Genomic DNA, 23,922 nt, shown 5'->3' with positions numbered 1-23,922 from the left:
AAGGAGGAATAAATAATGGATTTTCAAGCATTAAAATATATTTACCAGCCAGCTAAAAATGCAGGATCAAATACTCTTTTGCTCCTGCATGGAACTGGTGGAGACGAACGGGATTTACTCCCAATAGCGGATGAATTTGGCGATGATTTCAATATTTTAAGTCTCAGGGGGAATGTATCAGAGAATGGGATGCCGCGTTTTTTTAAACGCCTTGGGATGGGCATATTTGATGAGCAGGATTTAACCTTTCGTACGCACGAAATGGTTGACTTTATTAAAGGATTGGCCGAAAAAGAAGGATTTGATAGTACTAAGATTATTGCCTTAGGCTACTCAAACGGTGCTAATATAGCAGGAAGTACTTTAGTTTTATATCCGGATTTTCTGGCAGCGGCTATATTGTACCGGCCAATGCAGCCTTTTAAAGAAATCAAAGCTGATGTAAAAAACACGACTTATACTCCTGTCTTTATGAGCAATGGCCTGGTTGATCCAACCGTTAAGCAGGCCGATACAGTAAAATACGTAAATATTTTAAAAGACGCAGGGTTTGATGTAGCTAATTATAATCTGTCAACGGGTCATAATCTTACCAGAGAAGATCTGCGACTCTCGGTTGACTGGTATAAACAGCACTTTGTTAATAATCGTTAAAAAGTAAGGGGATAATAGCCAGAGTATAGTATAGGGTTGAAATAGTTTTTTTAGATTTGCGGAAAGATTTCTAAACCTAATCATGATAAAGAAACTTCTCGGAACTTATATTCTGGCTATTATCCTTTTTTCTTGCAATAATACTGAAAAATCAAGCGAAACTACCAACAAAACTGCGAGTGTTCCTTCCATTCCTTTTAAACTCGTTAATTCTTTTCCTCACGATACCACAGCTTTTACAGAAGGTCTTTTAGTGCATAACAATCAGGTATTTGAAAGTACAGGCTCTCCAGATGAGTTATCTGAAACTTCATCTGTCATTGGGATTCTTGACTTAAAGACTGGGAAATTAGATAAAAAAGTACATCTGGATAAATCTAAATATTTTGGTGAGGGTATTGCTATTCTGAATGATAAAATTTATCAGCTTACTTATCGGACAAAGACTGGTTTTGTTTATGATTTGAAGACGTTTAAAAAGATAAAAGATTTTAGTTTCAGTAATAATGAAGGTTGGGGGCTAACGACTGATGGCACCTCCTTAATTATGAGCGATGGTACATATAACCTTACTTATTTAGACCCGAATACACTATCGGTTATCAAGACACTACCTGTAAGAGAGAATGGTTATGCCAAAGAGCAGATAAACGAATTGGAGTATATAAAAGGGTTTATTTATGCCAATATCTGGCAAACCAACGAAATTATTAAAATTGACCCGGCTACAGGAAATGTGATAGCCAAAATGGACTTAGGTACAGTAGCAGCAGATGCCCGAACGCATCACGCCAAATCGCTGGAGATGAATGGCATCGCATTTGACTCTACTACCAACAAAGTATATATTACTGGAAAGATGTGGCCCAAAGTTTATGAAATAGACTTTAGCCACTGATGAATTTTAATGTGGTTTCGGGATTTTCCGAATATGCCCAAAACTAGAAGCAGGAGGCTATTTTATGTTTACCAATCGGAACGTAAAAGTAATTTATAATGGGTAATGATTTGTTTTTGAAAGATTTTATTACAAATTGTTAGTTTTTTTCGTATCTTTGCATAACTTTTTTGGAAGACACTCCCAATAAATTATTTTTATCGATATGCGTAAACTTCGTATTCTGTACGTTGCAAGTGAAATAAATCCCTTCCTTCAAGTTTCAGAAGTAGCAGAATTTCTTCGTAAACTTCCGCAAGCCATGCAAGAAAAAGGCATGGAAATCCGAATCCTGATTCCACGTTTTGGTTCAATCAATGAACGTAAAAACCGTCTTCATGAAGTAGTAAGACTATCTGGAATCAATATTTCGGTCGGAGAAGATGAAAAACCTTTGATTATCAAAGTGGCTTCTATCCCGAGTGCAAAATTGCAGGTTTATTTTTTAGATAATGAAGACTATTTCAACAGAAAATACGTTTTCTTAGATAAAGAGGGAAGTTTCTACGATGACAACGACGAAAGAACAATCTTTTTCTGTAAGGGAGTTTTGGAAACTGTGAAAAAACTCGGATGGGCTCCAGACATCGTACATTGCACAGATTGGATGACAGCTCTGATTCCACTGTATCTTAAAACAACTTATAAAAACGACCCCGTTTTTAAAGATACAAAATCAGTCTTTACTATTTATAATAACGCTTTTGAACATAAGTTCGACGAGGATATTCTGGAGAAAGCAAAAGCTATGGACGTTTCAGACGAAGCACTGGCTCATTTGCGTTCGGCAGACTTTGAAGGATTCATCAAAATTGGTTGTCAATATGCCGACTCGGTAGTAAAAGCTAACGAGGATATGAACGAAAAATTAAGTACATTATTGAATGAAATTAAAGCTAACAAAATTGAAGCAGGTATCGAAGACGACGACGTTACAGAAACGTACTTTAATCTTTACACAGAACTCGTTCCTTAAAAATAGCTGGAATTTCACACTTAAGATGCGGAACGTAGCCATTATGCTACTTTCCGCTTTCTTTTTCTCGTGTGAAGACCCTATCAATATTGCCGTTGATACCCCATCTACCGGAGGTCAGTTTTCCACCACTTTTACAGATACACTTACAGTGACCCGGTCAACTGTTATGATTGATTCTGTTGTGACTTCTGAACAAACTGGAGCCGTTGTAGGGCATTACAAAGACCCTGTTTTTGGAGATGTCTCAGCAACCATATTTACAGAGATAACCTTACCCTATGATCCAACTTCAGGTACATATTACCCTTTTGCTATAACAACATCTGACTCATTGACCTCGGTATATGATTCTATGTATGTGTATCTGGTGCATAATGGTTTTTCTTACGGAGACTCTACCAAACCCATTACACTTAATCTCCACCGTTTAACTCAGGATTTTGTTAAGAACAAAAAATATCTTAATGATGAAGCCCTGACTTATAACCCTACTCCGTTAGCGACCCAGGTGCTTACTTATAAAGATTTTAAACGTGCTACAGTAAGCACAACCGATAGTTTGATTAAGTTTAAAGTACCTGATGCAATTGGAAGAGAAATTTTTGCGCTGGCTAACAAACCAGAAGGGCGAGATATAGATAAATTCACAGCTGCCGTGAAAGGATTTGCCTTTACTGTCAACCAAAATGCATCGACAGTTTATGGTCTTTCGCTTACTGCTGGCACAAGTTATCCGTTGGTTTACTATCATGCCCCGGGAGACACTGTGGCAAAAGGCCTTTATTTATCATTCCTTGGCGGGCGTTTCAGTAATATTAAAAGTGACAGACAAGGGACTGTCTTACAAGATATTAAACAGTTCCAGTCAATTCCATCGACGGCTACCGGTAATAAAACCTATATTCAGACAGGTGCAGGTATTACTACTAAAATGAGTTTCCCGACACTTACCAATTTATTAAAGAATGGAAGTAACAATGTAGCCATTAATAAAGCAGAGTTAATTCTGGAACCAGACTTAGATCAGGTCACGGGTAATTTCTTTCCTCCTATTCAGATTGCTTTAGTTGAAATAGGAAAAGACAACCGTTTGAAAAAAACCAATAATCTGGAAGATTTTGTGGCGCTTGATGTGGCTTCGGGCACTCAATATGTGTCTGATTACAGTAAGACTAACAATAACTATAAGTTTAATTTTACTTCGTATATACAAGAGCTATTGAACAATCGCAAAACAACAGACGGTATTGCTATTGTGCCAAGTATATTGAGTACAAATTCTAGTACTGGAGCAACTACTATTGGTATCTATAATAATAATGTAGCCAGAGCGGTTTTCAAAAACATTAAATTGAATGTCTATTACTCAGGTAAAAGATAAAATTGTATAGTTGAAAGATAATATCATATAGTTTTTTTGAAGAAATGAGGAGACCGAAATCTCCTCTTTTTTATTTGTTTGTTGTATTTTTTTCATAAATTTGAATAATTATGAAGTCAATTATTGGACTTTTTTAATTAAAAACTTCTTTATTCATAGAAAACTAACATTCTACTTAAAACTTTTCAAAAACTATGTGTGGAATCGTCGCTTACGTAGGGCATCGCGAAGCTGCTCCTCTTATTATCAAAGGCCTTAAAAGATTAGAGTACCGAGGTTATGACAGCTCAGGTATAGCCTTACTCAATGGTCATGGACTCAAAGTCTACAAGAAAAAAGGCAAAGTTTCAGATCTAGAAGCCGAATTAAAAGACAAAGAGTTATTAGCACGCATTGGTATTGGCCACACACGTTGGGCTACTCACGGCGAACCTAATGACATAAATGCCCACCCTCACTATTCAACCAATAGAAAATTAGCGATTATCCATAATGGAATCATAGAGAACTATGCCTCTATCAAGCAAAGTTTAATTAATAAAGGCTATAAATTTGAGAGTGCCACCGATACAGAGGTGCTGATCAAATTCATTGAAGATATTCAGGTTAATATGTATTGCAATCTGGAAGAAGCAGTCAGAATTGCACTTCATGAAATTGTAGGGGCATACGCTATTGTTATTATAGATGAAGAAAACCCTACTCAACTCATAGCTGCCCGTAAAGGAAGTCCGCTGGTAATTGGTGTGGGTGATAACGAATTCTTCTTTGCTTCTGATGCTACTCCTATTATTGAATATACTAAAGAAGTAGTTTATTTGGATGATTACGAAATTGCTATCGTAAAAGATAACGAACTGGTAATTAAAAACTTAGCGAATGAAGATATTGCTCCTTATGTAGAAACGGTTGAACTGGAATTAGAAGCCATTGAAAAAGGCGGATATGACCACTTCATGTTGAAAGAAATCTTTGAGCAACCTCGCTCAATTGCTGATTCAATGAGAGGCCGTATCAATCTCGACAATGCCAGCTTACTATTAGGTGGTTTAAGAGATTATTTAGATAAAATAGCTAAAACAGATAGAATTGTCATAGTAGCCTGTGGAACCTCTTGGCATGCAGGCTTGGTAGGTGAATACCTTTTTGAAGAATTAGCCCGTGTGAATGTAGAAGTTGAATACGCTTCTGAGTTCCGTTATAGAAATCCGATTATCAAAGAGGGTGATATCGTAATTGCCATTTCTCAATCAGGTGAAACTGCTGATACAATGGCCGCATTGGAATTAGCAAAATCAAAAGGTGCTATTATTTTAGGTGTTTGTAACGTGGTAGGTTCATCTATTGCACGTATCACACACGCTGGGGTTTATACCCATGCAGGCCCGGAAATCGGGGTAGCCAGTACCAAAGCCTTTACTGCTCAGGTAACTGTTTTAAGTTTGATTGCGATTGCAACAGCACATAAAAAAGGCACCATCAGTCAGGATTTATATCGTGAATTACTTTTTGGTTTAGATGCTATCCCGGCTAAAGTTGAAAAAATTCTGAAAAGCGCTGAGAAAATCAAAGACATATCTAAGCTTTTCACTTTTGCTTCTAACTTCATTTTCTTAGGTCGTGGGTTGAACTTCCCTGTAGCCTTGGAGGGTGCATTAAAGCTCAAAGAAATTTCGTATATCCATGCAGAAGGATATCCTGCCGCAGAAATGAAACATGGCCCTATTGCCCTGATTGATGAAGATATGCCTGTAGTGTTTATTGCTACAAAAGATGCTTCTTATGAGAAAATTGTCTCGAATATACAGGAAGTAAAGGCGCGTAAAGGCCGTGTAATTGCTATCGTGACTGAGGGCGATACGTTGATTCCTAAAATGGTAGATTTTGTAGTAGAGGTACCAATCACCAACGATTTATTGCTTCCTTTGCTTACTTCTATTCCTTTGCAGTTAATTTCTTACTATATCGCTGTATTAAGAGGTAGAAATGTAGACCAGCCGCGAAATCTGGCTAAATCGGTAACTGTGGAGTAAGATTAGATGAAAATAGAAAGCAGTAATCGTCTATCTATGAGATGATTACTGCTTAAATCAAAAACTCCAAAAAAACATGGCTCCGAAGAGCAGTAAACTTATCTGTTAAAAACCTTAATAAAACTGCTTACCAGCCAGTTTTCATCGGCTTTCAATAACGAGGTAAGTGTGTTATCAGCAAATACTGATACTGTACTAATATCATTCACAATTTTCAAGAACTCTTCTTTTTCAGCAGTATCGGGTTTTATCCCGTCTTTCAAATCTTGCATCGCGTCAATTAATGGTCCGATTTCACGGCGGCGACGTTCTTTAGCAATCTGCTTGGCGACTTTCCAGATATCCTTTTCCGCTATGAAATACTCTTTCCGTTCACCCGGAAGAAGTTGCTTGTAAATCAGGCCCCAATCCATTAAATCTCGTAGGTTCATATTTACATTCCCCCTTGAAATCTGTAATTCTGACATAATTTCATCGGCATTCATAGATTTAGGCGCAAGCAAAAGTAGTGAGTGTATCTGTGCCATCGTGCGGTTAATACCCCACTGAGTGGCAAGTGTACCCCACGTATGGATAAACTTGTCCTTTGCCTCTTTTAACTCCATAAAACATTCTTTTTTTATAATTTTATATTTGCACGTAAGCGTTATTGTTTCAAAGTAAAATAAGAATTTTGAATTTTCAAAATATTTTGAAAAAAATAACACAAAAACTACGCCAGTCTTTTTCTGGGCATAACTAATTGATTAGCAATTATTTACATTATTAAATAATAAAGAACATCGGGCAAAATTTTACCCGATGTTTGGAATTCGGGAGGAAATAAGACAGATAGTTCAAAAACTACAAACGAAAAACCTTAAATTATTGGTATTAAATCTTATAACTTTCGGAGTAATTTCGCTTATTTCGTGTTCAAAAAAATCAGCAAACAATGTTCTCTACGCAGACCTATATCGAAAGACGTAATACCCTGAAACGCACTATTGGAAGTGGATTGATTTTAATCATGGGCAACGAAGAATCACCCATGAATTATCATGATAATACTTATCGCTACCGTCAGGATAGTAATTTTTTATATTACTTTGGCATCAGTCTTGCCAATCTGGCAGCGGTGATAGATGTAGATTCGGGTGAGGAAATTATTTTTGGAGATGAATTTTCGATGGACGATATTATCTGGGTCGGTCCACAACCAACCTTAGCTGACCAAGCCCGCAAGGTAGGCGTTTATCGTACAGAGGCTTATTCAAAACTAGCTCATAAACTGGCTAAAGCCAAGAGAGTACATTTTACGCCTCCTTACCGGTACGAAAACAAGTTTAAACTAAGCGAATGGTTAGGCATCCCAGTAAGCCAATTAAAAGAAAAGGCATCCACAGACCTTATTAAAGCCATTATAGCGCAACGTGCTCATAAATCGACTGAGGAAATTGTGCAAATCGAAGAAGCAGTGAATATCTGCCGCGAAATGCATATAGCTGCCATGCGTGAAACCAGAGCAGGACGAAAAGAGTATGAAATCGCTGCTATTATACATGGTAAGGCACTAGAATTAGGGGGAGAACTTGCTTATCCTATCATATTCAGTGTGAATGGACAAACCCTGCATAACCATTATCATGGCAATACCATGACTGAGGGAAGATTAGCCTTGAATGATTCGGGGGCTGAGAATAGGATGTTCTATGCAGGTGATATTACACGTACAATACCGGTCGGCAAGAAGTTTACAGCAAAGCAAAAGGAAATTTATAATATAGTGTTAAAAATGGAATTGAGTGCCATAGCTGCACTTAAGCCTGGTATTCAATACAAAGAGGTTCATTTATTAGCTAACAGGATATTATTAGAAGGTTTAAGTGACTTAGGTTTTATTAAAGGCAATATTGATGAAATGTTGAATGAGGGTGTGCAAGGATTATTTATGCCACACGGTCTAGGGCATGCCATCGGCTTAGATGTACATGATATGGAAGATTTGGGAGAAAACTTTGTAGGCTATCGGGACGGATTAGAAAGAAGTACCCAATTAGGATTAAAATCGCTCAGAATGGCCAAAGAATTAGAGGAGGGATATGTAATTACGGTAGAGCCAGGGCTCTATTTTATACCAGAATTAATTGACAAATGGAAATCTGAGAAAAAATTCACCAATTTTATTAATTATGAGAAATTAGAGCAGTATAAAGACTTTGGTGGCGTACGTATTGAAGATAACTGCCTGATAACTGCCGACGGCCAAAAGACCTTAGGAAAACCTATTCCGAAGACTATTGAAGAAGTTGAAGATTTGAAAAATTAATATTTATTAAGGCGCATTTCTACGAAGAATGTGCTTTATTTTTTATAACCCTATGAAAAAACTCATCTTTATTCTATCCCTAATCTCACAAAGCATGCTTGCTCAAAATGTTAATTACGATGAGGCTAAAATACCTCCTTATACCCTACCGGATATTATGACAGGTGTGGATGGTAAAAAAATTACCACTACTCAACAATGGGAAGCCAATCGGCCTGCCTTACTTCAGCTTTTTACTGAGAATGTATATGGCCCTACCCCTGCTATTGCAACAAAATTTCATTCTAAATTACTCGAAACAAATAGTAATGCTTTGGGCGGGAAAGCTATTCGTAAACAAGTATTAATCACTTTCGATGATTATCCGCAATTAAAAGGAATTAATATTCTGCTTTATATCCCTAAAAATGTCGCCAAACCTCCGGTATTTGTCGGGTTGAATTTCGAAGGAAATCATTCTATCGGGGATGATCCTGCTGTTTTTATTACTCAAAACTGGATGGTTGATTTCCAGAAGAACTCGGAAAGGGTAAAAGATAATAAAGCCTTAGAGGCATCAAGAGGTAAGGCAGTGGTAGAAACCTGGGCTGCTGAAATGATAATCGAGAAGGGGTTCGCCATAGCAACTGCTTATTATGGGGATATTGAACCTGACCATACAGAGGGCTGGAAATCAGGTTTGCGAGGCGCTATTGGTATGACAGACGACCAAAAATGGAGTGCCATGGGTGCATGGGCCTGGCAATTGAGCCGGATGATGGACTATTTAGAAACAGATGCCCATATAAATAGCAAAAAAGCTATAGTTGTTGGTCACTCAAGGCTGGGTAAAGCAGCTTTCTGGGCGGCAGCACAAGACCAACGTTTTGCCGCTTTTATCTCTAATGAATCGGGTGAAGGCGGAGCAGCTCTTAAAAGACGTTGGTACGGCGAAACGCACGAAATTATTAATGATAAATTCCCTCATTGGTTTTCGGGTAAATACAAAACCTATGGTGGTAATATTCAATCTCTTCCTTTTGACCAGCATCAGTTATTTGGTCTGATTGCTCCGCGTCCGGTTTATGTAACCAGTGCTGAAGGCGACCAATGGGCAGACCCTAATGGGCAATTTCTTTCGTTGAAAAATGCCGAGCATGTTTTTGCCCTGTATGGCAAAAAAGGATTAGGTGCTGATACTCATCCATCCCTTAATCAGCCTGTCGGCAGCCATATCCGCTATCATTACCGCACAGGCAAGCATGATATGAATGCTTATGACTGGGAGCAATATCTGAAATTTGCCAGAGAGGTGGTTAGTAATTAAACTAGTGAGTGGCGAAAACTAGTCTATTGGTTTGTATGATAGCTTTTTTCACACAATTCGATAGACTAAAATGTTCTTCGAAACTAGTTGTTTTTTTATAACATCTGGGCAAAAATGGCTTGACCACGACCTTCGACTCCAATCAGGCATCTGGTCACGAGCTTAAAAAAGTCGAACAAAAAAACCGAAAGACTCTTAAATCGGTGCCTGACCGAAGTCGAAGGCACGATTGTCCAAGAGTCTACGCCGGTTAACTCACTAAATTCCCTATAACAGTACGATTATATCGAAAATCTTCCTGAACGCTTGGAAACCATAAGATTACATCGGAAATTTAGAGCCACCCAGTCTTGGATAATAATTCATATGTATTTTTAGAGGGTATGAAGGTATTAATCACTCAAACGGAGTCGAAAAAGGTTACCAATATGGAGGGAACCTTTTTGAATGAGAACGGCGATGGTTCCCCATTAAAAGATAAAACTTTCGAGGTGAAGATAACTACTAAGGCAGGTATTGACCAAATCAATAAACTGATTGACAGGCAATTCGAAATCTACTTAGAAAAGTGTGGTATTTAAGCGTCTTTGATTTTATATTGCTTATTCAAAATTGCTTAGTGACGAAGGTTAATTTCTCTGGTCCTCGTCATTATTTTATAGATATACCTAAACTTACCCCTCCTCTTAATTCAAATTTCCCTACAGCGTAAGAGGGTGTAACATTTGCTCTAAGGAAAATAACTCTTGGATGTGGAGGAATATCAAAAATTACCTGCTGCCTAATTCCCAAAATAAAGTAGCTGTAATGTCTTGTATCACCATTAGGATAGGCTCCAAAAGTATAACCAAGACCCGTTTCACCAAAAAATTCTGATGCAATTCTTGAGGGTGCAGACTTGCATTTTACATACACTCTATTGAAAACACGTTTACGAAGATTATTTAAAAGAAAATCGTAGGTAGCTGATATAGGAAATGAAGCCCCTGCTCCGTTATTAACATTGAATCTGCTTATGCCACCACCCGGAAGGAAGCCAATCCCTCCTCTGATGCTCAAAAAGCTAGTTCTCCAACGAACTGGCAGGTATTCATAATTGACAGATAAGATCGGACTCGTTGCGAAAGTTTCGACCATAATTGCCGATGTATATCGGGTACGATACATGAGTTGCCCCTGGCTATTATTGAAAAATAGCAAAAGAAATATAATGGATAAGAAATATTTCACCAGATTAATTAGGAATAACTTTCATTCAAAGTAAGATAAAAACATACCAAAATGTGCTCAATTCAAGAAAATTTGTTTAATTCACGGCTGAACTCTTAAAAATAAACACAAAAAAAGAATTCTTAGGTACAAATCATCAACTAACTGTATTAAAAATTAATAAAAATACCTAAACTCTATATGGAACGCTTTTCAGGAATTATCGGAATCTTTCTCATTCTAAAAAGAACCTCTCAGCTATCAAGCTCTTAAAAGGCTATTTTTTAAAAAACGGCAAGTGTTGGTTTTTATTGCAACTCACACTTTCCATGCATATTTCAAATAATCATGATTTGCTTTGCTTGCCCAAAAATAAGCAGTGTTTATTAATAACAAACTTTTTCAGCAAATCTTATTTTACCAATTAACCTTTAACAAATAACCAAAAACAATTTTAAAATGAGTATCAGGTTCAGGCTTATCATTATGAATTTTCTTCAGTTTTTTATCTGGGCTTGTTGGCTCCTTACGATAGGTGCCTATTGGTTCCAGAATAAAGGCTGGTCGGGAGCAGAATTCGGAGCAATTTTTTCTACGATGGGTATAGCCTCTCTTTTCATGCCAACGCTAACTGGAATTATTGCAGATAAATGGGTGAGTGCCGAAAAATTATATGCAATTCTACATTTACTAGGTGCTGCGGCACTAATCTATATTCCTGAGGTAAACAATCCTAGTGATTTCTTCTGGGTTATTTTGTTAGTGGTTATCTTTTATATGCCCACTTTAGCGCTCTCTAATTCTATTGCTTATACTATCTTAACCAGAACTCAAACCGATATAGTCGATGATTTTCCTCCTATCAGGGTATGGGGTACAGTTGGTTTTGTAGTTGCTCTTTGGGTAGTTAGTCTTACACATAATGAAACCTCGGCCAATCAGTTTTATATCGCAGCCGGAGCAGCTATAACATTGGCTATTTATTCATTTACCTTGCCTAATTGTCCGCCATTAGCAAAGGAAACAGATAAAAAGACTTTCGGTGAATTGCTTGGCCTGAATGCTTTTCTTTTGTTTAAAGACAGTAAAATTGCTTTGTTTTTTATCTTCTCTATGTTTCTGGGAGCTGCATTACAATTAACCAATGCCTATGGTGATACCTTTTTACATGATTTCGCCACAGCAGATGCCTACAAAGATACAATAGCCGTTAAGTATCCGGCCATTATCATGTCTATCTCTCAGATTTCAGAGACCTTATTTATTCTGGCTATTCCGTTCTTCTTAAAAAGATTTGGTATTAAACAGGTAATGCTTTTCAGTATGATTGCCTGGGTATTGCGTTTTGGCCTTTTTGCTTATGGGAACCCCGGAAGTGGTTTATGGATGATTATTTTGTCATGTATTGTATATGGAATGGCTTTTGATTTCTTTAATATCTCAGGCTCGTTGTTTATTGAAACTTATACAAGTCCGAAAATACGTGCAAGCGCGCAAGGTTTATTTATGATGATGGTGAATGGTTTTGGCGCAGTTTCAGGAAGCTTAATCAGTGGATTTATTATTCAGGCATACTTTACCCAAGCTGATGGCACTAAAGAGTGGCCTGGTATCTGGTTGACATTTGCGGCTTATTCGTTAGTAGTAGCGGTGCTTTTTGCTGTATTGTTCAAGCATAAGCACGAGAAGAATATAGAAGTTCGAAAACACTGACACATACTTAAATTAATCATTCGTTCAAATACAAAGAAGCGAGATATAGAATATCCATACCTCGCTTCTTTATTTATGGCTAATTAAGCTAAAACATTCTCTTTCACCTCTTTTGCTTTATTGCTTGAGAATATCCACAAACCTACAAAGGTGATAAACCCATTGAGCATAAGTTTAGAGAACCCAAATTCAAATTCAAATAATTGAATGCTAAGTTCTTCTACAAGATATGTCAGGATTGGAGAAGCAATACAAATAAAAGGCACAAACTTATCAATAACCGGACGTCTGTTATATAAGCCGAAAGCAAATAAACCTAATAAAGGACCATAAGTATAACCCGCAATATTAAATACCGCCGAGATTACCTCCTGACTATTCAAGGCTTTGAAAATCACAATTACGATGATAAATACGCCAGTAAAGCCAATGTGTGTCCACTGTTTTAATTTTTGTCTTTCTTTTTCCGAACGGTTCTCAAATTTCAGGAAGTCAACACAGAAAGAGGTAGTAAGCGCCGTAAGTGCTGAGTCTGAACTAGCATAGGTAGCAGCTGTAATACCTAATAAGAAGGTAACTGCAGCCAAAGTACCAAAGTGATTCCCCAAGGCTAATGATGGATACAAATCATCTGTTTTAGCAGGAATCGGGAAACCCATTTGCTCTGAGTATACATATAGTAATACTCCTAAGCTTAAGAAAAGCAGGTTGACAAATACTAATACCACATAAAACCAGAACATATTTTTCTGTGCCTCGCCAATGCTTTTGCATGTAAGATTTTTCTGCATTAAATCCTGGTCAAGCCCAGTCATGGTCATGGCAATGAATGCCCCCGATAAAAAGTCTTTTACGAAGTGGTGTTTATTAGCCCAGTCCCATACAAAAATCTTAGAATATGGGCTTTCCGTAACTGATGTTATCACCTCCCCTGCTGACAGGTTTAGCTGCTTGGCAATCAAATAAATAGTCAATACGAGGGCTGTAAGCAAGAAGAAAGTTTGCAGGGTATCTGTAATAATAATGGTTTTTACACCACCCTTGAAAGTATAAACAAAGATAAGAGCCATAGCAATTAATACCGTCAACTCAAACGGCACACCTAAGTCTTCAAAAATGGCTAGTTGTAATACCTGCACCGCTACATACATTCTTACAGCAGAACCGACCGTGCGAGAAAGTAAGAAAAAAGCAGAACCTGTTTTATAAGACCAGAAGCCGAATCGTTTTTCGAGATAGCCATAAATAGAAATCAGGTTAAGCCTGTAGTACATGGGCATCAATATAGTAGCAATTACCCAATAACCTACGGCGTAGCCTAAAACCACCTGAAAATAAGAAAATTGGATTTTTCCAACAGCACCAGGTACAGAAACGAACGTTACGCCCGAAATTGATGTTCCTATCATACCGAATGCCACTAAATACCACGGCGATTGGCGGTTGGCAGTAAAAAAAGTGTTGGTGTCGGCGCCTCGGGCAGTATAGATAGAAATGGCAATCAGCACTAAAAAATAAATGACGAGAATGGTTAGGGCAAGCGTAGAACTCATGGGTGCCAGGGTTTATTAGTTTGTTTCAATTTGGTTCAAATATCAAAACTTTTTTCGCTATAACAAAACGACTCTTTGCGAAAAATGAATTAACTTAGCATAAAAATAAGCGAAATAAGTATCATTAATACCTGTTATTTTCGTTATTAATTGTATCATCAATCAACAAATTTTGTCAAATATTAAAATTAGTAAAAGTATAGAAATGGCAACATTACCGAATCCTGAAGTTGAAGTCATAGAGGAAGTAATCGAAGATATTGAGGCTATTAAATTGTGGGAACTGGTTGTATATAATGATGAAGTAAATACCTTCGACCATGTGATTGAAACTTTAATTGAGGTTTGTCAGCATTCTCCTGAGCAAGCAGAGCAATGCACCCTTATTATCCATTATAAAGGCCAATGTGGCGTAAAATCAGGAGATTTTGAAGAATTGGCTCCGATGAGAAATGAAATTTGCAGAAGAAAAATATCAGCCGAAATTATGCTGAAATAAGGTTTTTCTTCCACAGGAAAATTGTATTAAATCCATTACAATAATATCAATTACACCAAAAGGTCAGAATAACGTTGAACTTCCCCTCGAAACTAATAGAAGACGCTGTCGTTGAAATCTCAAAGCTCCCTGGTATTGGAAAAAAATCTGCCTTGAGACTGGTTTTGCATTTATTAAAAAGAGAAGAAACCCAGACGCAGCTTTTAGCCGATGCGCTGATAGCCATGCGCACCAAAACGACGTTTTGCCGTAAATGTCATAATATTTCGGACGACGAATTGTGTCAGATATGCAGTTCGCCCCGCCGCGACCAGAACATTATTTGCGTAGTAGAAGATACTCGTGATGTACTGGCTATCGAAAACACGGCGCAATACCGAGGCTTATATCATGTCTTAGGTGGAATTATCTCACCATTGATGGGTGTTGGTCCTAATGACCTATACATTGACTCTCTGCTGAAACGTATTGAACAAGCCGACGAGAATGAAAAAGTGCAGGAGGTAATTCTTGCCCTTAGCCCAACGATGGAGGGTGATACTACGGCTTTTTATCTACAAAAAAAACTGAAAGCATATCCCGTTAAAATAAGTACCATTGCCCGTGGTATCCCGATTGGAGGAGACCTGGAATATACTGATGAAGTAACCCTTGGCAGAAGTATTCTTAGCCGGATAGCTTATGATTAGCATTTCTCAAAAGTGCTACCTTTTATTTTCACAACCATATGACGAATCAAGAAAAAATTGATGCTTTTCCTAAGCCGAAAAGCTTTCCACGCATTAAAATCTGTTGTATTAACAGCATTCAGGAAGCAAGAGATGCCATCAGTTTCGGTGCATCTGCTTTAGGTTTAGTAGCTAAAATGCCAAGCGGCCCCGGCCCTATTGCTGATGAGCTAATCCGGGAGATTGTAGCTACTATCCCACCGCCTATTGCTTCTTTTTTATTAACCAGCCGTACAGATACCAAGGCAATAATTGAGCATCAGAAGTCAGTCAACAGCAATGTCATTCAGATTGTTGATGCTATTGCTTCCGGTACTTACGAAGATTTCAAAAAGGAGATACCTGCTATCAAAATTGTACAGGTGATTCATGTGGTCGATGAAAAAAGTGTTGACGAAGCGCTGTCTTGTGCTGAACAAGTTGATGCACTCTTACTGGACTCCGGCAACCCTACACTTGCAGTAAAAGAATTAGGCGGAACAGGGCGCGTACATAACTGGGCGTTAAGTCGGAAAATCGTTGAGCAATCAAAAGTTCCGGTGTTTCTGGCTGGTGGCTTGAAAGCCGAAAATATAAGGGAAGCTATCGAAAGTGTACAACCCTATGGTTTGGATTTATGCAGCAGTGTTCGAACAAACGGACAGTTGGATTTGTTTAAATTAGAAACGTTTTTTAATGAAGTTTATAAAATATAAGTCTTTATATTTGCCGAGTTAAATTTAATCCAACTGATAGCTTTTTATCATAAATCCCTGCATAAACATGAACAGAAAAGATTTCATCAAAGCCTTTGTCGGAAGCTCTTTTTTATTGAAAATGGGTGATGTATTTGCAAAACCTGTTAGCTTCGAAGGCATGTATACATTAGCTCCTCTTCCTTACGCTAACGACGCACTTGAACCACATATCGACAAAATGACAATGGAAATTCACCATGATCGTCACCATAAAGCATATGTAGATAATCTGAATAAAGCTATTGCCGGTACAGATATGGAAAAAGTACCTTTGGCGCAATTGATAAAAGATATAAGCAAATATCCTGTTGCTGTCAGAAACAATGGCGGTGGTCATTGGAACCATACATTTTTCTGGCAAATCATGGGGCCAAAAGGTGGTGGCGCTCCAAGCGGCAAATTAGCTACTGCTATCAATAGTGCTTTTGGCAGCTTCGATAAAATGAAAGAAGAATTTGCCAAAGCTGCTACCACTCGTTTCGGCTCAGGCTGGGCGTGGGTAATTGTTGGCCCTGATAAAAAACTAAAAATTACTTCTACGCCAAACCAGGATAACCCGTTAATGGATGTAGCCACTGATAAAGGAACGCCTATTCTGGCTATCGACGTTTGGGAACATGCGTATTACCTGAAATACCAGAACAAACGCGCCGATTATATCAACGCATTCTGGAATGTAGTAAACTGGGATAAGGTGAGCACAAATTTTGATGCTGCCTGAAAATAGCAGAACTTATATAAAAAAAACAGGAAAGGATTTACTGAAAGTAAGTCCTTTTTTGCATATTATAGGTAGATATATGGTATTTTTTTGTTATATTTGCTATAAAATAATGCTTTCTTGTATTGACTCCCATGAGTGACCAAAACCCTAAGTACGATCCGCTTCAACAAAAAGAAGTTATTGATGATATGTTTGAGAACTGGTTTCTCGACTATGCCTCTTATGTAATTCTAGAGCGTGCTGTACCAGCCATCGAAGATGGTCTGAAACCGGTACAGCGACGTGTAATGCACGCCCTTAAAGAAATGGACGATGGTCGCTTTAATAAAGTAGCCAACGTTATCGGCTCTACCATGCAATTCCACCCGCATGGCGATGCGTCTATCGGAGATGCTATCGTTTCAATGGGGCAAAAAAATCTTTTATTAGATACCCAGGGAAACTGGGGAGATATACGAACCGGAGATGGTGCTGCTGCTCCTCGTTATATTGAGGTAAGGCTATCGAAATTTGCCAACGATGTCTTGTTTAACGAAGATACTACCGAATGGCAGATGTCTTATGACGGCCGTAAACGTGAGCCCATTAATCTTCCGGCAAAATTCCCTTTGCTATTAGTACAAGGCGTTGAGGGCATCGCCGTTGGTCTTTCAACCAAGATATTGCCGCACAACTTTATTGAAGTATGCGAAGCCTCTATTGCTTACCTTAAAAAAGAAAATTTTCAGTTATTCCCTGATTTCCTGACCGGTGGAATGATTGATGTAAATACTTATAATGATGGTGCCAGAGGTGGAAAGGTAAAAGTAAGAGCCAGAATTGTAGAGGCAGATAAAAAGACGTTAATCATTAAGGAAATTCCGTTTGGTACTACTACCACTAGCTTGATTGAGTCTATCATTAAAGCGAATGATGGAGGTAAAATCAAAATAAAGAAAGTAGAAGATAATACAGCGAAAGAGGTATCTATTATTGTACACTTAGCGCCAAATACCTCACCTGATATTACTATTGATGCACTTTATGCTTTTACCGAGTGTGAAGTTTCAATCTCTCCGAACGCCTGTGTGATTATTGACGAAAAACCACATTTCGTGACTATCAGCGAAATCCTCCGTCAGTCTACCAATCAGACTATGCATTTGCTGAAACGCGAGTTGGAAATTAAGAAACATGAGTTGAAAGAGAAATTGCTGTATAGTTCATTAGAGAAAATCTTCATCGAAAACCGCATCTATCGTGATATTGAAGAGTGCGAAACTTTTGAGGCAGTAATCCAGACCATAGACAAAGGTTTAGACCCTTTCAAGAAAGATTTTTACAGAGAAATTGTAGAAGAAGACATCCTGCGTTTGTGCGAAATCAAAATCAAGCGTATTTCTAAATATGACTCTTTCAAGGCTGATGAATTAATGCGTCGTCTGGAACAGGAGTTGGCAGAGGTTGAAGATAATTTATTGAATCTGGTTCGCTATACCATCAGTTTCTTTAAAGACCTGTTGAAAAAATACGGCAAAGGACGTGAGCGCAGAACCGAGATAAGACAATTTGAGGCCGTGCAGGCAACGGTTGTAGCTGCCAATAATCAGAAATTGTATGTTGACCGTGAGGGAGGTTTCATTGGGTATGGGCTCAAAAAAGATGAATATATTATGGATTGCTCTGATATTGATGATATTATTGCCTTCAAACGTGATGGAAAGTATGTCATCACTAAAATCCAGGAAAAGGTATTCGTCGGTAAAGACATTATCTATTGCTCGGTTTTCCGTAAAAATGATGAACGTAAAATCTACAACGTTATCTATTCTGATGGTAAATCAGGTGCTTCTTATGCCAAACGTTTCTTTGTAACAGGTATTACCCGTGATAAAGAATACGATGTATCAATGGGTCATCCAAAATCGAAAGTCCTGTATTTTACTGCTAACGATAATGGTGAAGCCGAGACTGTCTTCGTTAATCTGACTGCCAATTCAACTGCTAAGAAAAAACAACTGGATTGGGATTTTGCGCCATTAGCTATCAAAAACAGAAGTTCGATGGGGAATCTCATTACTAAATTCCCAGTCAAAAAAGTAGTCCTTAAATCAGCAGGTAAATCTACTTTAGGAGGAGTTGACATCTGGTTCGATGCAGTTATTGGTAAACTGAACAGAGATGAACATGGTGTATATTTAGGCAACTTTGGTTCAGAAGACAGGATATTGGTTCTCTATAAGGATGGTCAGTATGAGTTGACTAATTTTGAGTTAACCAATCGCTATGAACCAAGAGAAATCTCAAAAGTAGTGAAGTTCTCCCCTGATAGGGTTATCTCCTGTTTATACTTTGAAGGAGAAAACAAAACCTTTTATATCAAGCGATTTAAAATTGAGACAACTACGATTGATAAGAAGTTTTTGTTTATCACTGATACCAAAAACTCTCGTTTATTAGCCGTAAGTACTGATAAATATCCACGTATGTCGCTCAAAACCAAAGCTGATAAAAAAGCACCTATCGAAACACAGGCTATCAATATCGATGAATTTGTAGAGGTAAGAGGCTGGAAAGCCATTGGACAGAAATTGAATGTCTACGATGTAGTAGAAGTAAAAATGCTAGACCCGAAACCTGAAGAAGTAGAAGTAAAACAGGAAACAGAACCAGTATCTGAAGGGCAGATTGAAACCCAACAGGAAGCAGCAGATAATTCTGACAATCAATTAGCTTTATTTTAATATTGCGTATACAATAATTTAATGATACAAATAAGGGGAAATTCGTTTTCCCCTTTTATATTTCTGCTCATATCAACTACCTATTCGCCAAAGCTATGCGCTACCTATTATTTGCAACGCTCTTACTTTCTCATTTACTTATACAAGCACAGACACTTGTAGATAAAATAAAGAAACTCCGGTATGATACGGAATGGCAACAGGTAGCCGCTATCCCTTTACAATTCTCGACGTATCATCCACAAGGCATGGTCAAGATTGGAGAGTTTTTCTATATGAGTTCGGTTGAAATAATCAAACGTCCGGGAAATGGAGAGCCTGGCGAAGGTGTCGGGCATTTATTTAAAATGGATTCTACAGGTAAGCTTTTAGCACAGATTACTTTAGGAGAAGGTACGATGTATCACCCCGGTGGCATTGATTATGATGGCAAACATATATGGGTTCCGGTAGCAGAATATCGTCCCAATAGTCAGGCTATTATTTATAAAATTGACCCACATATGATGCAGTCAAACGAGGTATTTCGTTTTAAAGAGCACATTGGCGGCATTATTCATAATACTGATGCTAATACGCTTTTCGGCGTTAGCTGGGGTTCAAGAAATTTTTATCAGTGGAAACTCAATACTAAAGGTCAAACAATTAATACCAATGCGTCTCCAGAAGATTTACGTATCATAAATCCGTCATTTTATATAGATTATCAGGATTGCCACTATTTAGGTAAAGACATGGTGCTTTGCTCTGGCCTCCAACGATACAGTAATAATAACCAGACTATCCGTTTGGGTGGTTTCGACCTTATCAGTTTAAAAGATTATCGTCCTATCCATCAGACTCCTATCCGTTTATGGTCTCCTACAGGCTTGCCTATGACCAGTAATCCATTTTGGGTAGAATCTATTGCCGAAAAAATCAGAGCCTACTTTGTACCTGAAGATGATAAGGCGTCTACCCTTTTCATTTATGATGCTATTTTAAAGCCATAAACGGGCTGATAACCTCCTCAATATTAAGTTATTATAAAAATTCAAAAATAATTTCCAAAAAATTTGGTAGTTTACAAGTTTGTCTTTACAATTGCCGAAGATTTCGGCAAGAGAATCCGAAAGTATCGGCACAATGAAAAATAGTACAACTAAAACGTTACTTGCTTTTAATATTGCTCACTTGAGAAAATTAAAAGAATTAAGCCAGGGAGCTTTGGCAGAGGCACTGAGTGTTCCGAGAACCACGTTGGGTTCATGGGAAGAAGGGAAATCATCTCCTACCATTGAGGGATTAACAGCTCTAGCCAAGTTCTTTGAAGTGTCGATTGATACATTGGTAACAATGGATCTCACATCAGTAACAGACCTGAAAAGCCTGCTTGAAATAGGCGGCAGACGAGTGCTGTTTCCGATGACTGTTGATAAAGAGGGGAATGATATGATTGAGTTAGTGCCTGTAAAAGCATCGGCAGGGTATCTGACAGGCTACAGCAATCCTGAATTTATTCAGGCGTTACCACGTATCTCTCTGCCATATATCGCTAATGGAAAATATAGGGGTTTTCCGATTATCGGAGATTCCATGCCACCACTAGAAAAGGGCGCGTTTGTAATAGGTAAATACCTCGAAAATATTTCAGAGATAAAAGATGGTAAAACTTATGTGATACTCACCCAGAATGATGGGCTGGTTTATAAAAGAATACATCGATTTAATATGAAAGACGGGCATCTGATGCTCCACTCTGACAACGCTTATTATATGCCGTACAAACTGCCATTTGAAGAAATTTTTGAAATATGGGAGTTTGTTTGTAGCATCAATCCTACAGACAGACAACCAAGTGATTTACTTTTTTCAGTCTTACAGAGTATCCAACACGATGTACAGACGATAAAGCTAAACATGAAGTTGTAAGCTATATCGATAGTAAGGGACTCTAGAACTGCTGTTTGATTATTAAAAAGTAGTTTGAATTTTAATGGTTCAAACTACTTTCAAAAACTTTTCCTAATAACTAACATTTAAAAATAAACCTAAAATGCAAACCGCTAAATTTCTAAGCATGAGAATTTATGAATATATGGCCGAAGGAATCGACTTCAAGATGCACGATTTCCTGCCAGCCACTAATAAAAAACAAGCCTTGAAAAAAGTGAGGTCAACGATTGCCAAGATGGGCTATCAGAAACCAACTTCGCTTAACTTAATTCCTGTTAAGTAAAAAACAATTTTATGATTGAACCCCAAAATACCTTTAGAAGAGTCAATGTAGAGAAATAGCTCAATCCACATAACACTTTTTTAATTCAGAACAATAACAACTGTCTTTCATAGCTGCTAGCTATTTCTCTTCACTCTTCAGTTTTCTTCCTTAGCTAATTATATCTTTATCTATACTTAATTTACCAAGTCTATACGTATTCTGGGTGCTTATTGCTTGCTTATACCCAAACAGCCCTACAATGCTGTATATGAGCGATTTGGCCAGATTTTGAAAATATTCTTGCATTTTATACAAGAATATTAGCCAAAACTTAGTTAAATTCGTGGTGTGCTTTAAAATCCTTATTAACGAATGCTTGAGAATCGCAAACAAATTATCCTTTTCTTCTTCTTTACTGTACTCATGATTTATGCCGTGAGGCTACTATATCTACAGGTAATTGATGACAAATATCGGTCTTTAGGTTCTACTAATGCTATCAGACGTGACGTGCAGATTCCGTTGCGTGGACAAATCTACGACAGGAATGGTAAGTTATTGGTGGCAAACGTAGAGGTATATGATATGTACGTAACTCCGCGTAAACTAAAACCCTTAGATACGCTTACATTCTGCCGTTTATTTGGTATCACCCGTCAGTATTTCGACAGTACTATGCGTATAGCTAAAGAATATTCCGTCAATCGGGCTTCTTTATTCCTGAGACAGTTATCGAAAGAAGACTATGCGAAAGTAGCCGATGCTATGGTTAACTTTTCAGGTTTTCATTTTGAGCAATCTTTTTTCCGTACATATCCAGCCCACACAATGGCCAATGCCCTTGGTTACATTGGAGAGTTGTCTAAAAAGCAATATGAAGATCAGGGAGAAGTAAAATATTATAGAAAAGGTGATTATATCGGCTTAACGGGTCTTGAAAAAGAATATGAAATGGACTTGCGAGGGCAACGGGGAATCAGGTTTACGATGGTGAATGTAAAAGGTGAAGATAAAGGTTCTTATGGCAATGGACAGTTTGATACACTAGCCGTAATTGGTAAAAACCTTTATTCAACCATTGATATGGAGGTGCAACAATTGGCCGATAGTCTTTTCCAGAATAAAGTGGGTGGTGTGGTAGCTATAGAACCTAATACTGGTGAAATCCTGACTTTAGGGTCTTATCCTACCTATGATCCTAATGAACTTTCAGGCAGACTTTTCTCTGCTAAATTCAGAGAATTATCTTTGAATCCTGATAAACCTTTACTGAATCGGGTAACTAACTCTTTTTATCGTCCGGGTTCGACTTTCAAATTGGTACAATCGGCTGTGGCTTTAGAATTAGGAGTCATCACTCCTAATACTTCATTTACGGGTTTCCCCTCTCCTATGGCTTGTCACGGACACTCGGGTTTCCATACAGCTAATCTGCATAATGCTATTCAGAACTCGTGCAATCCTTATTTCTTCAATGTATTCAAGAAGATTATTGGGAATAATGATATTTCTAATCCTTTTATTTCGGCGCGTGATGGCCTTTCGGTATGGCATACGATGATGGAGAAATTTGGTTTTGGAATAAAACTAGGCATTGATTTGCCGGGTGAAAAAGCCGGCCTATTGCCAAGTGTAGAGCGCTATGATAAAGTATACGGCAAAAATCAATGGAAATTCTCTAACATCTACTCATTAAGTATCGGTGAAGGAGAATTGGGTGTGAATGTATTGAAATTAGCTAATTTATGTGCTGCTTTGGCTAACCATGGCTATTGGGTAACCCCTCACTTAGTAAAAGGGATTGGCACAACTAAAGGAGGCGTAAAACCAGATTTAGTAAAGGTACATAAAACAGATATTGACCCTGGCTATTTTATACCTGTGGTTGATGGGATGTACGATGTGGTTGAGCATGGTACAGGCCGTGTAGCTCGTATAGAGGGTCTTGAAGTTTGTGGTAAGACAGGTACTTCGCAAAACAAAAAAGGTGGTGACCACTCACTGTTCATTGCTTTTGCTCCACGTGTGAATCCTAAGATTGCTATTGCTGTAGTGGTAGAGAATGGTATCTGGGGAGCAAGAGCAGCTGCGCCTATTGCCTCTTTGCTAATTGAAAAATATATTAAACGAGATATTAAGCGTAAAGAATACGTAGAGCAGATTATGAATACCAGCTACCGGACAATGGCAGGGCGAGCGCAACAATCCGGAGGAACACCAGAGAATTAATATTCTAAA

General features: G+C 38.0%; 21 protein-coding genes. 18 read left to right on the top strand and 3 right to left on the bottom strand.

What is annotated here, in order from left to right:
- Positions 1–15: 15 nt before the first annotated feature.
- From D0T08_RS23995 to glmS, 5 genes are all read left to right on the top strand, one after another.
- Positions 16–654: an alpha/beta hydrolase gene (locus tag D0T08_RS23995; RefSeq protein WP_116985290.1), complete on the top strand. Its 639-nt coding sequence runs from the start codon at positions 16–18 to the stop codon at positions 652–654.
- A gap of 82 nt (positions 655–736) precedes the next feature.
- Positions 737–1,552 carry a glutaminyl-peptide cyclotransferase gene (locus tag D0T08_RS23990; RefSeq protein WP_116985289.1) on the top strand — a complete coding sequence of 272 codons (816 nt, stop codon included), beginning with the start codon at positions 737–739 and terminating at the stop codon, positions 1,550–1,552.
- Positions 1,553–1,757: 205 nt separating this feature from the next.
- The gene (locus D0T08_RS23985; RefSeq protein ID WP_116985288.1) at positions 1,758–2,567 is read left to right on the top strand and encodes a glycogen/starch synthase; all 810 of its coding nucleotides are present in this window, start codon (positions 1,758–1,760) and stop codon (positions 2,565–2,567) included.
- On the top strand, positions 2,476–3,951 hold the full coding sequence (locus tag D0T08_RS23980) for a DUF4270 family protein (RefSeq protein WP_116985287.1): 1,476 nt from the start codon (positions 2,476–2,478) through the stop codon (positions 3,949–3,951). Before D0T08_RS23985 ends, D0T08_RS23980 begins: the two co-directional genes overlap by 92 nt.
- 194 nt (positions 3,952–4,145) lie before the next feature.
- The gene (gene glmS / locus D0T08_RS23975; protein ID WP_116985286.1) at positions 4,146–5,984 is read left to right on the top strand and encodes a glutamine--fructose-6-phosphate transaminase (isomerizing); all 1,839 of its coding nucleotides are present in this window, start codon (positions 4,146–4,148) and stop codon (positions 5,982–5,984) included.
- 98 nt (positions 5,985–6,082) lie between these two features.
- On the opposite strand, the gene D0T08_RS23970 is transcribed toward glmS, so the two are convergent.
- A complete protein-coding gene (locus D0T08_RS23970; protein ID WP_116985285.1) occupies positions 6,083–6,589 on the bottom strand; it encodes a GbsR/MarR family transcriptional regulator in 507 nt (168 codons plus the stop codon).
- Between the two features lie 329 nt (positions 6,590–6,918).
- Here D0T08_RS23970 and D0T08_RS23965 point away from each other — a divergent pair, with 329 nt between their 5' ends.
- From D0T08_RS23965 to D0T08_RS23955, 3 genes are all read left to right on the top strand, one after another.
- Positions 6,919–8,292: an aminopeptidase P family protein gene (locus D0T08_RS23965; RefSeq protein ID WP_116985284.1), complete on the top strand. Its 1,374-nt coding sequence runs from the start codon at positions 6,919–6,921 to the stop codon at positions 8,290–8,292.
- A gap of 52 nt (positions 8,293–8,344) precedes the next feature.
- A complete protein-coding gene (locus D0T08_RS23960) occupies positions 8,345–9,598 on the top strand; it encodes an acetylxylan esterase (protein ID WP_116985307.1) in 1,254 nt (417 codons plus the stop codon).
- A gap of 350 nt (positions 9,599–9,948) precedes the next feature.
- A complete protein-coding gene (locus D0T08_RS23955; RefSeq protein WP_116985283.1) occupies positions 9,949–10,179 on the top strand; it encodes a hypothetical protein in 231 nt (76 codons plus the stop codon).
- Positions 10,180–10,249: 70 nt separating this feature from the next.
- On the opposite strand, the gene D0T08_RS23950 is transcribed toward D0T08_RS23955, so the two are convergent.
- The gene (locus tag D0T08_RS23950) at positions 10,250–10,765 is read right to left on the bottom strand and encodes a hypothetical protein (RefSeq protein WP_116985282.1); all 516 of its coding nucleotides are present in this window, start codon (positions 10,763–10,765) and stop codon (positions 10,250–10,252) included.
- A 501-nt stretch (positions 10,766–11,266) separates the two neighbouring features.
- Between D0T08_RS23950 and D0T08_RS23945 the strand changes: the two genes are divergently transcribed.
- Positions 11,267–12,520, top strand: coding sequence for a nucleoside permease (locus D0T08_RS23945; RefSeq protein WP_116985281.1), 1,254 nt, complete (start codon positions 11,267–11,269; stop codon positions 12,518–12,520).
- Between the two features lie 83 nt (positions 12,521–12,603).
- Here the strand turns inward: D0T08_RS23945 and D0T08_RS23940 are convergent, their stop codons facing one another.
- On the bottom strand, positions 12,604–14,073 hold the full coding sequence (locus D0T08_RS23940; protein WP_116985280.1) for a sodium:solute symporter: 1,470 nt from the start codon (positions 14,071–14,073) through the stop codon (positions 12,604–12,606).
- Positions 14,074–14,278: 205 nt separating this feature from the next.
- Between D0T08_RS23940 and D0T08_RS23935 the strand changes: the two genes are divergently transcribed.
- From D0T08_RS23935 to D0T08_RS23895, 9 genes are all read left to right on the top strand, one after another.
- On the top strand, positions 14,279–14,572 hold the full coding sequence (locus D0T08_RS23935; protein ID WP_116985279.1) for an ATP-dependent Clp protease adaptor ClpS: 294 nt from the start codon (positions 14,279–14,281) through the stop codon (positions 14,570–14,572).
- A 74-nt stretch (positions 14,573–14,646) separates the two neighbouring features.
- A complete protein-coding gene (gene recR, locus D0T08_RS23930; RefSeq protein ID WP_116985278.1) occupies positions 14,647–15,261 on the top strand; it encodes a recombination mediator RecR in 615 nt (204 codons plus the stop codon).
- A 38-nt stretch (positions 15,262–15,299) separates the two neighbouring features.
- Entirely contained in the window at positions 15,300–15,995 is a 696-nt protein-coding gene (locus D0T08_RS23925) for a phosphoribosylanthranilate isomerase (RefSeq protein ID WP_116985277.1), read from the top strand.
- A 67-nt stretch (positions 15,996–16,062) separates the two neighbouring features.
- The gene (locus D0T08_RS23920) at positions 16,063–16,758 is read left to right on the top strand and encodes a superoxide dismutase (protein WP_116985276.1); all 696 of its coding nucleotides are present in this window, start codon (positions 16,063–16,065) and stop codon (positions 16,756–16,758) included.
- 134 nt (positions 16,759–16,892) lie between these two features.
- Positions 16,893–19,484, top strand: a complete 2,592-nt coding sequence (locus D0T08_RS23915; RefSeq protein WP_116985275.1) for a DNA gyrase/topoisomerase IV subunit A — start codon at positions 16,893–16,895, stop codon at positions 19,482–19,484.
- Between the two features lie 95 nt (positions 19,485–19,579).
- Positions 19,580–20,476, top strand: coding sequence for a DUF6454 family protein (locus D0T08_RS23910; protein ID WP_116985274.1), 897 nt, complete (start codon positions 19,580–19,582; stop codon positions 20,474–20,476).
- Between the two features lie 133 nt (positions 20,477–20,609).
- Positions 20,610–21,395 (top strand): LexA family transcriptional regulator, encoded by a 786-nt coding sequence (locus D0T08_RS23905; protein ID WP_147322841.1) that lies wholly within the window; start codon positions 20,610–20,612, stop codon positions 21,393–21,395.
- A 124-nt stretch (positions 21,396–21,519) separates the two neighbouring features.
- Positions 21,520–21,702 (top strand): hypothetical protein, encoded by a 183-nt coding sequence (locus D0T08_RS23900; RefSeq protein WP_116985272.1) that lies wholly within the window; start codon positions 21,520–21,522, stop codon positions 21,700–21,702.
- 354 nt (positions 21,703–22,056) lie between these two features.
- Positions 22,057–23,913, top strand: coding sequence for a penicillin-binding protein 2 (locus tag D0T08_RS23895; RefSeq protein WP_116985271.1), 1,857 nt, complete (start codon positions 22,057–22,059; stop codon positions 23,911–23,913).
- The last annotated feature ends 9 nt before the right edge of the window (positions 23,914–23,922 follow it).

This window comes from Emticicia sp. C21 (assembly GCF_003418935.1).
Lineage (GTDB): Bacteria > Bacteroidota > Bacteroidia > Cytophagales > Spirosomataceae > Emticicia.
Note: the sequence above shows the minus strand (reverse complement) of the source record. Positions and strands in the feature narration are given on the sequence as shown.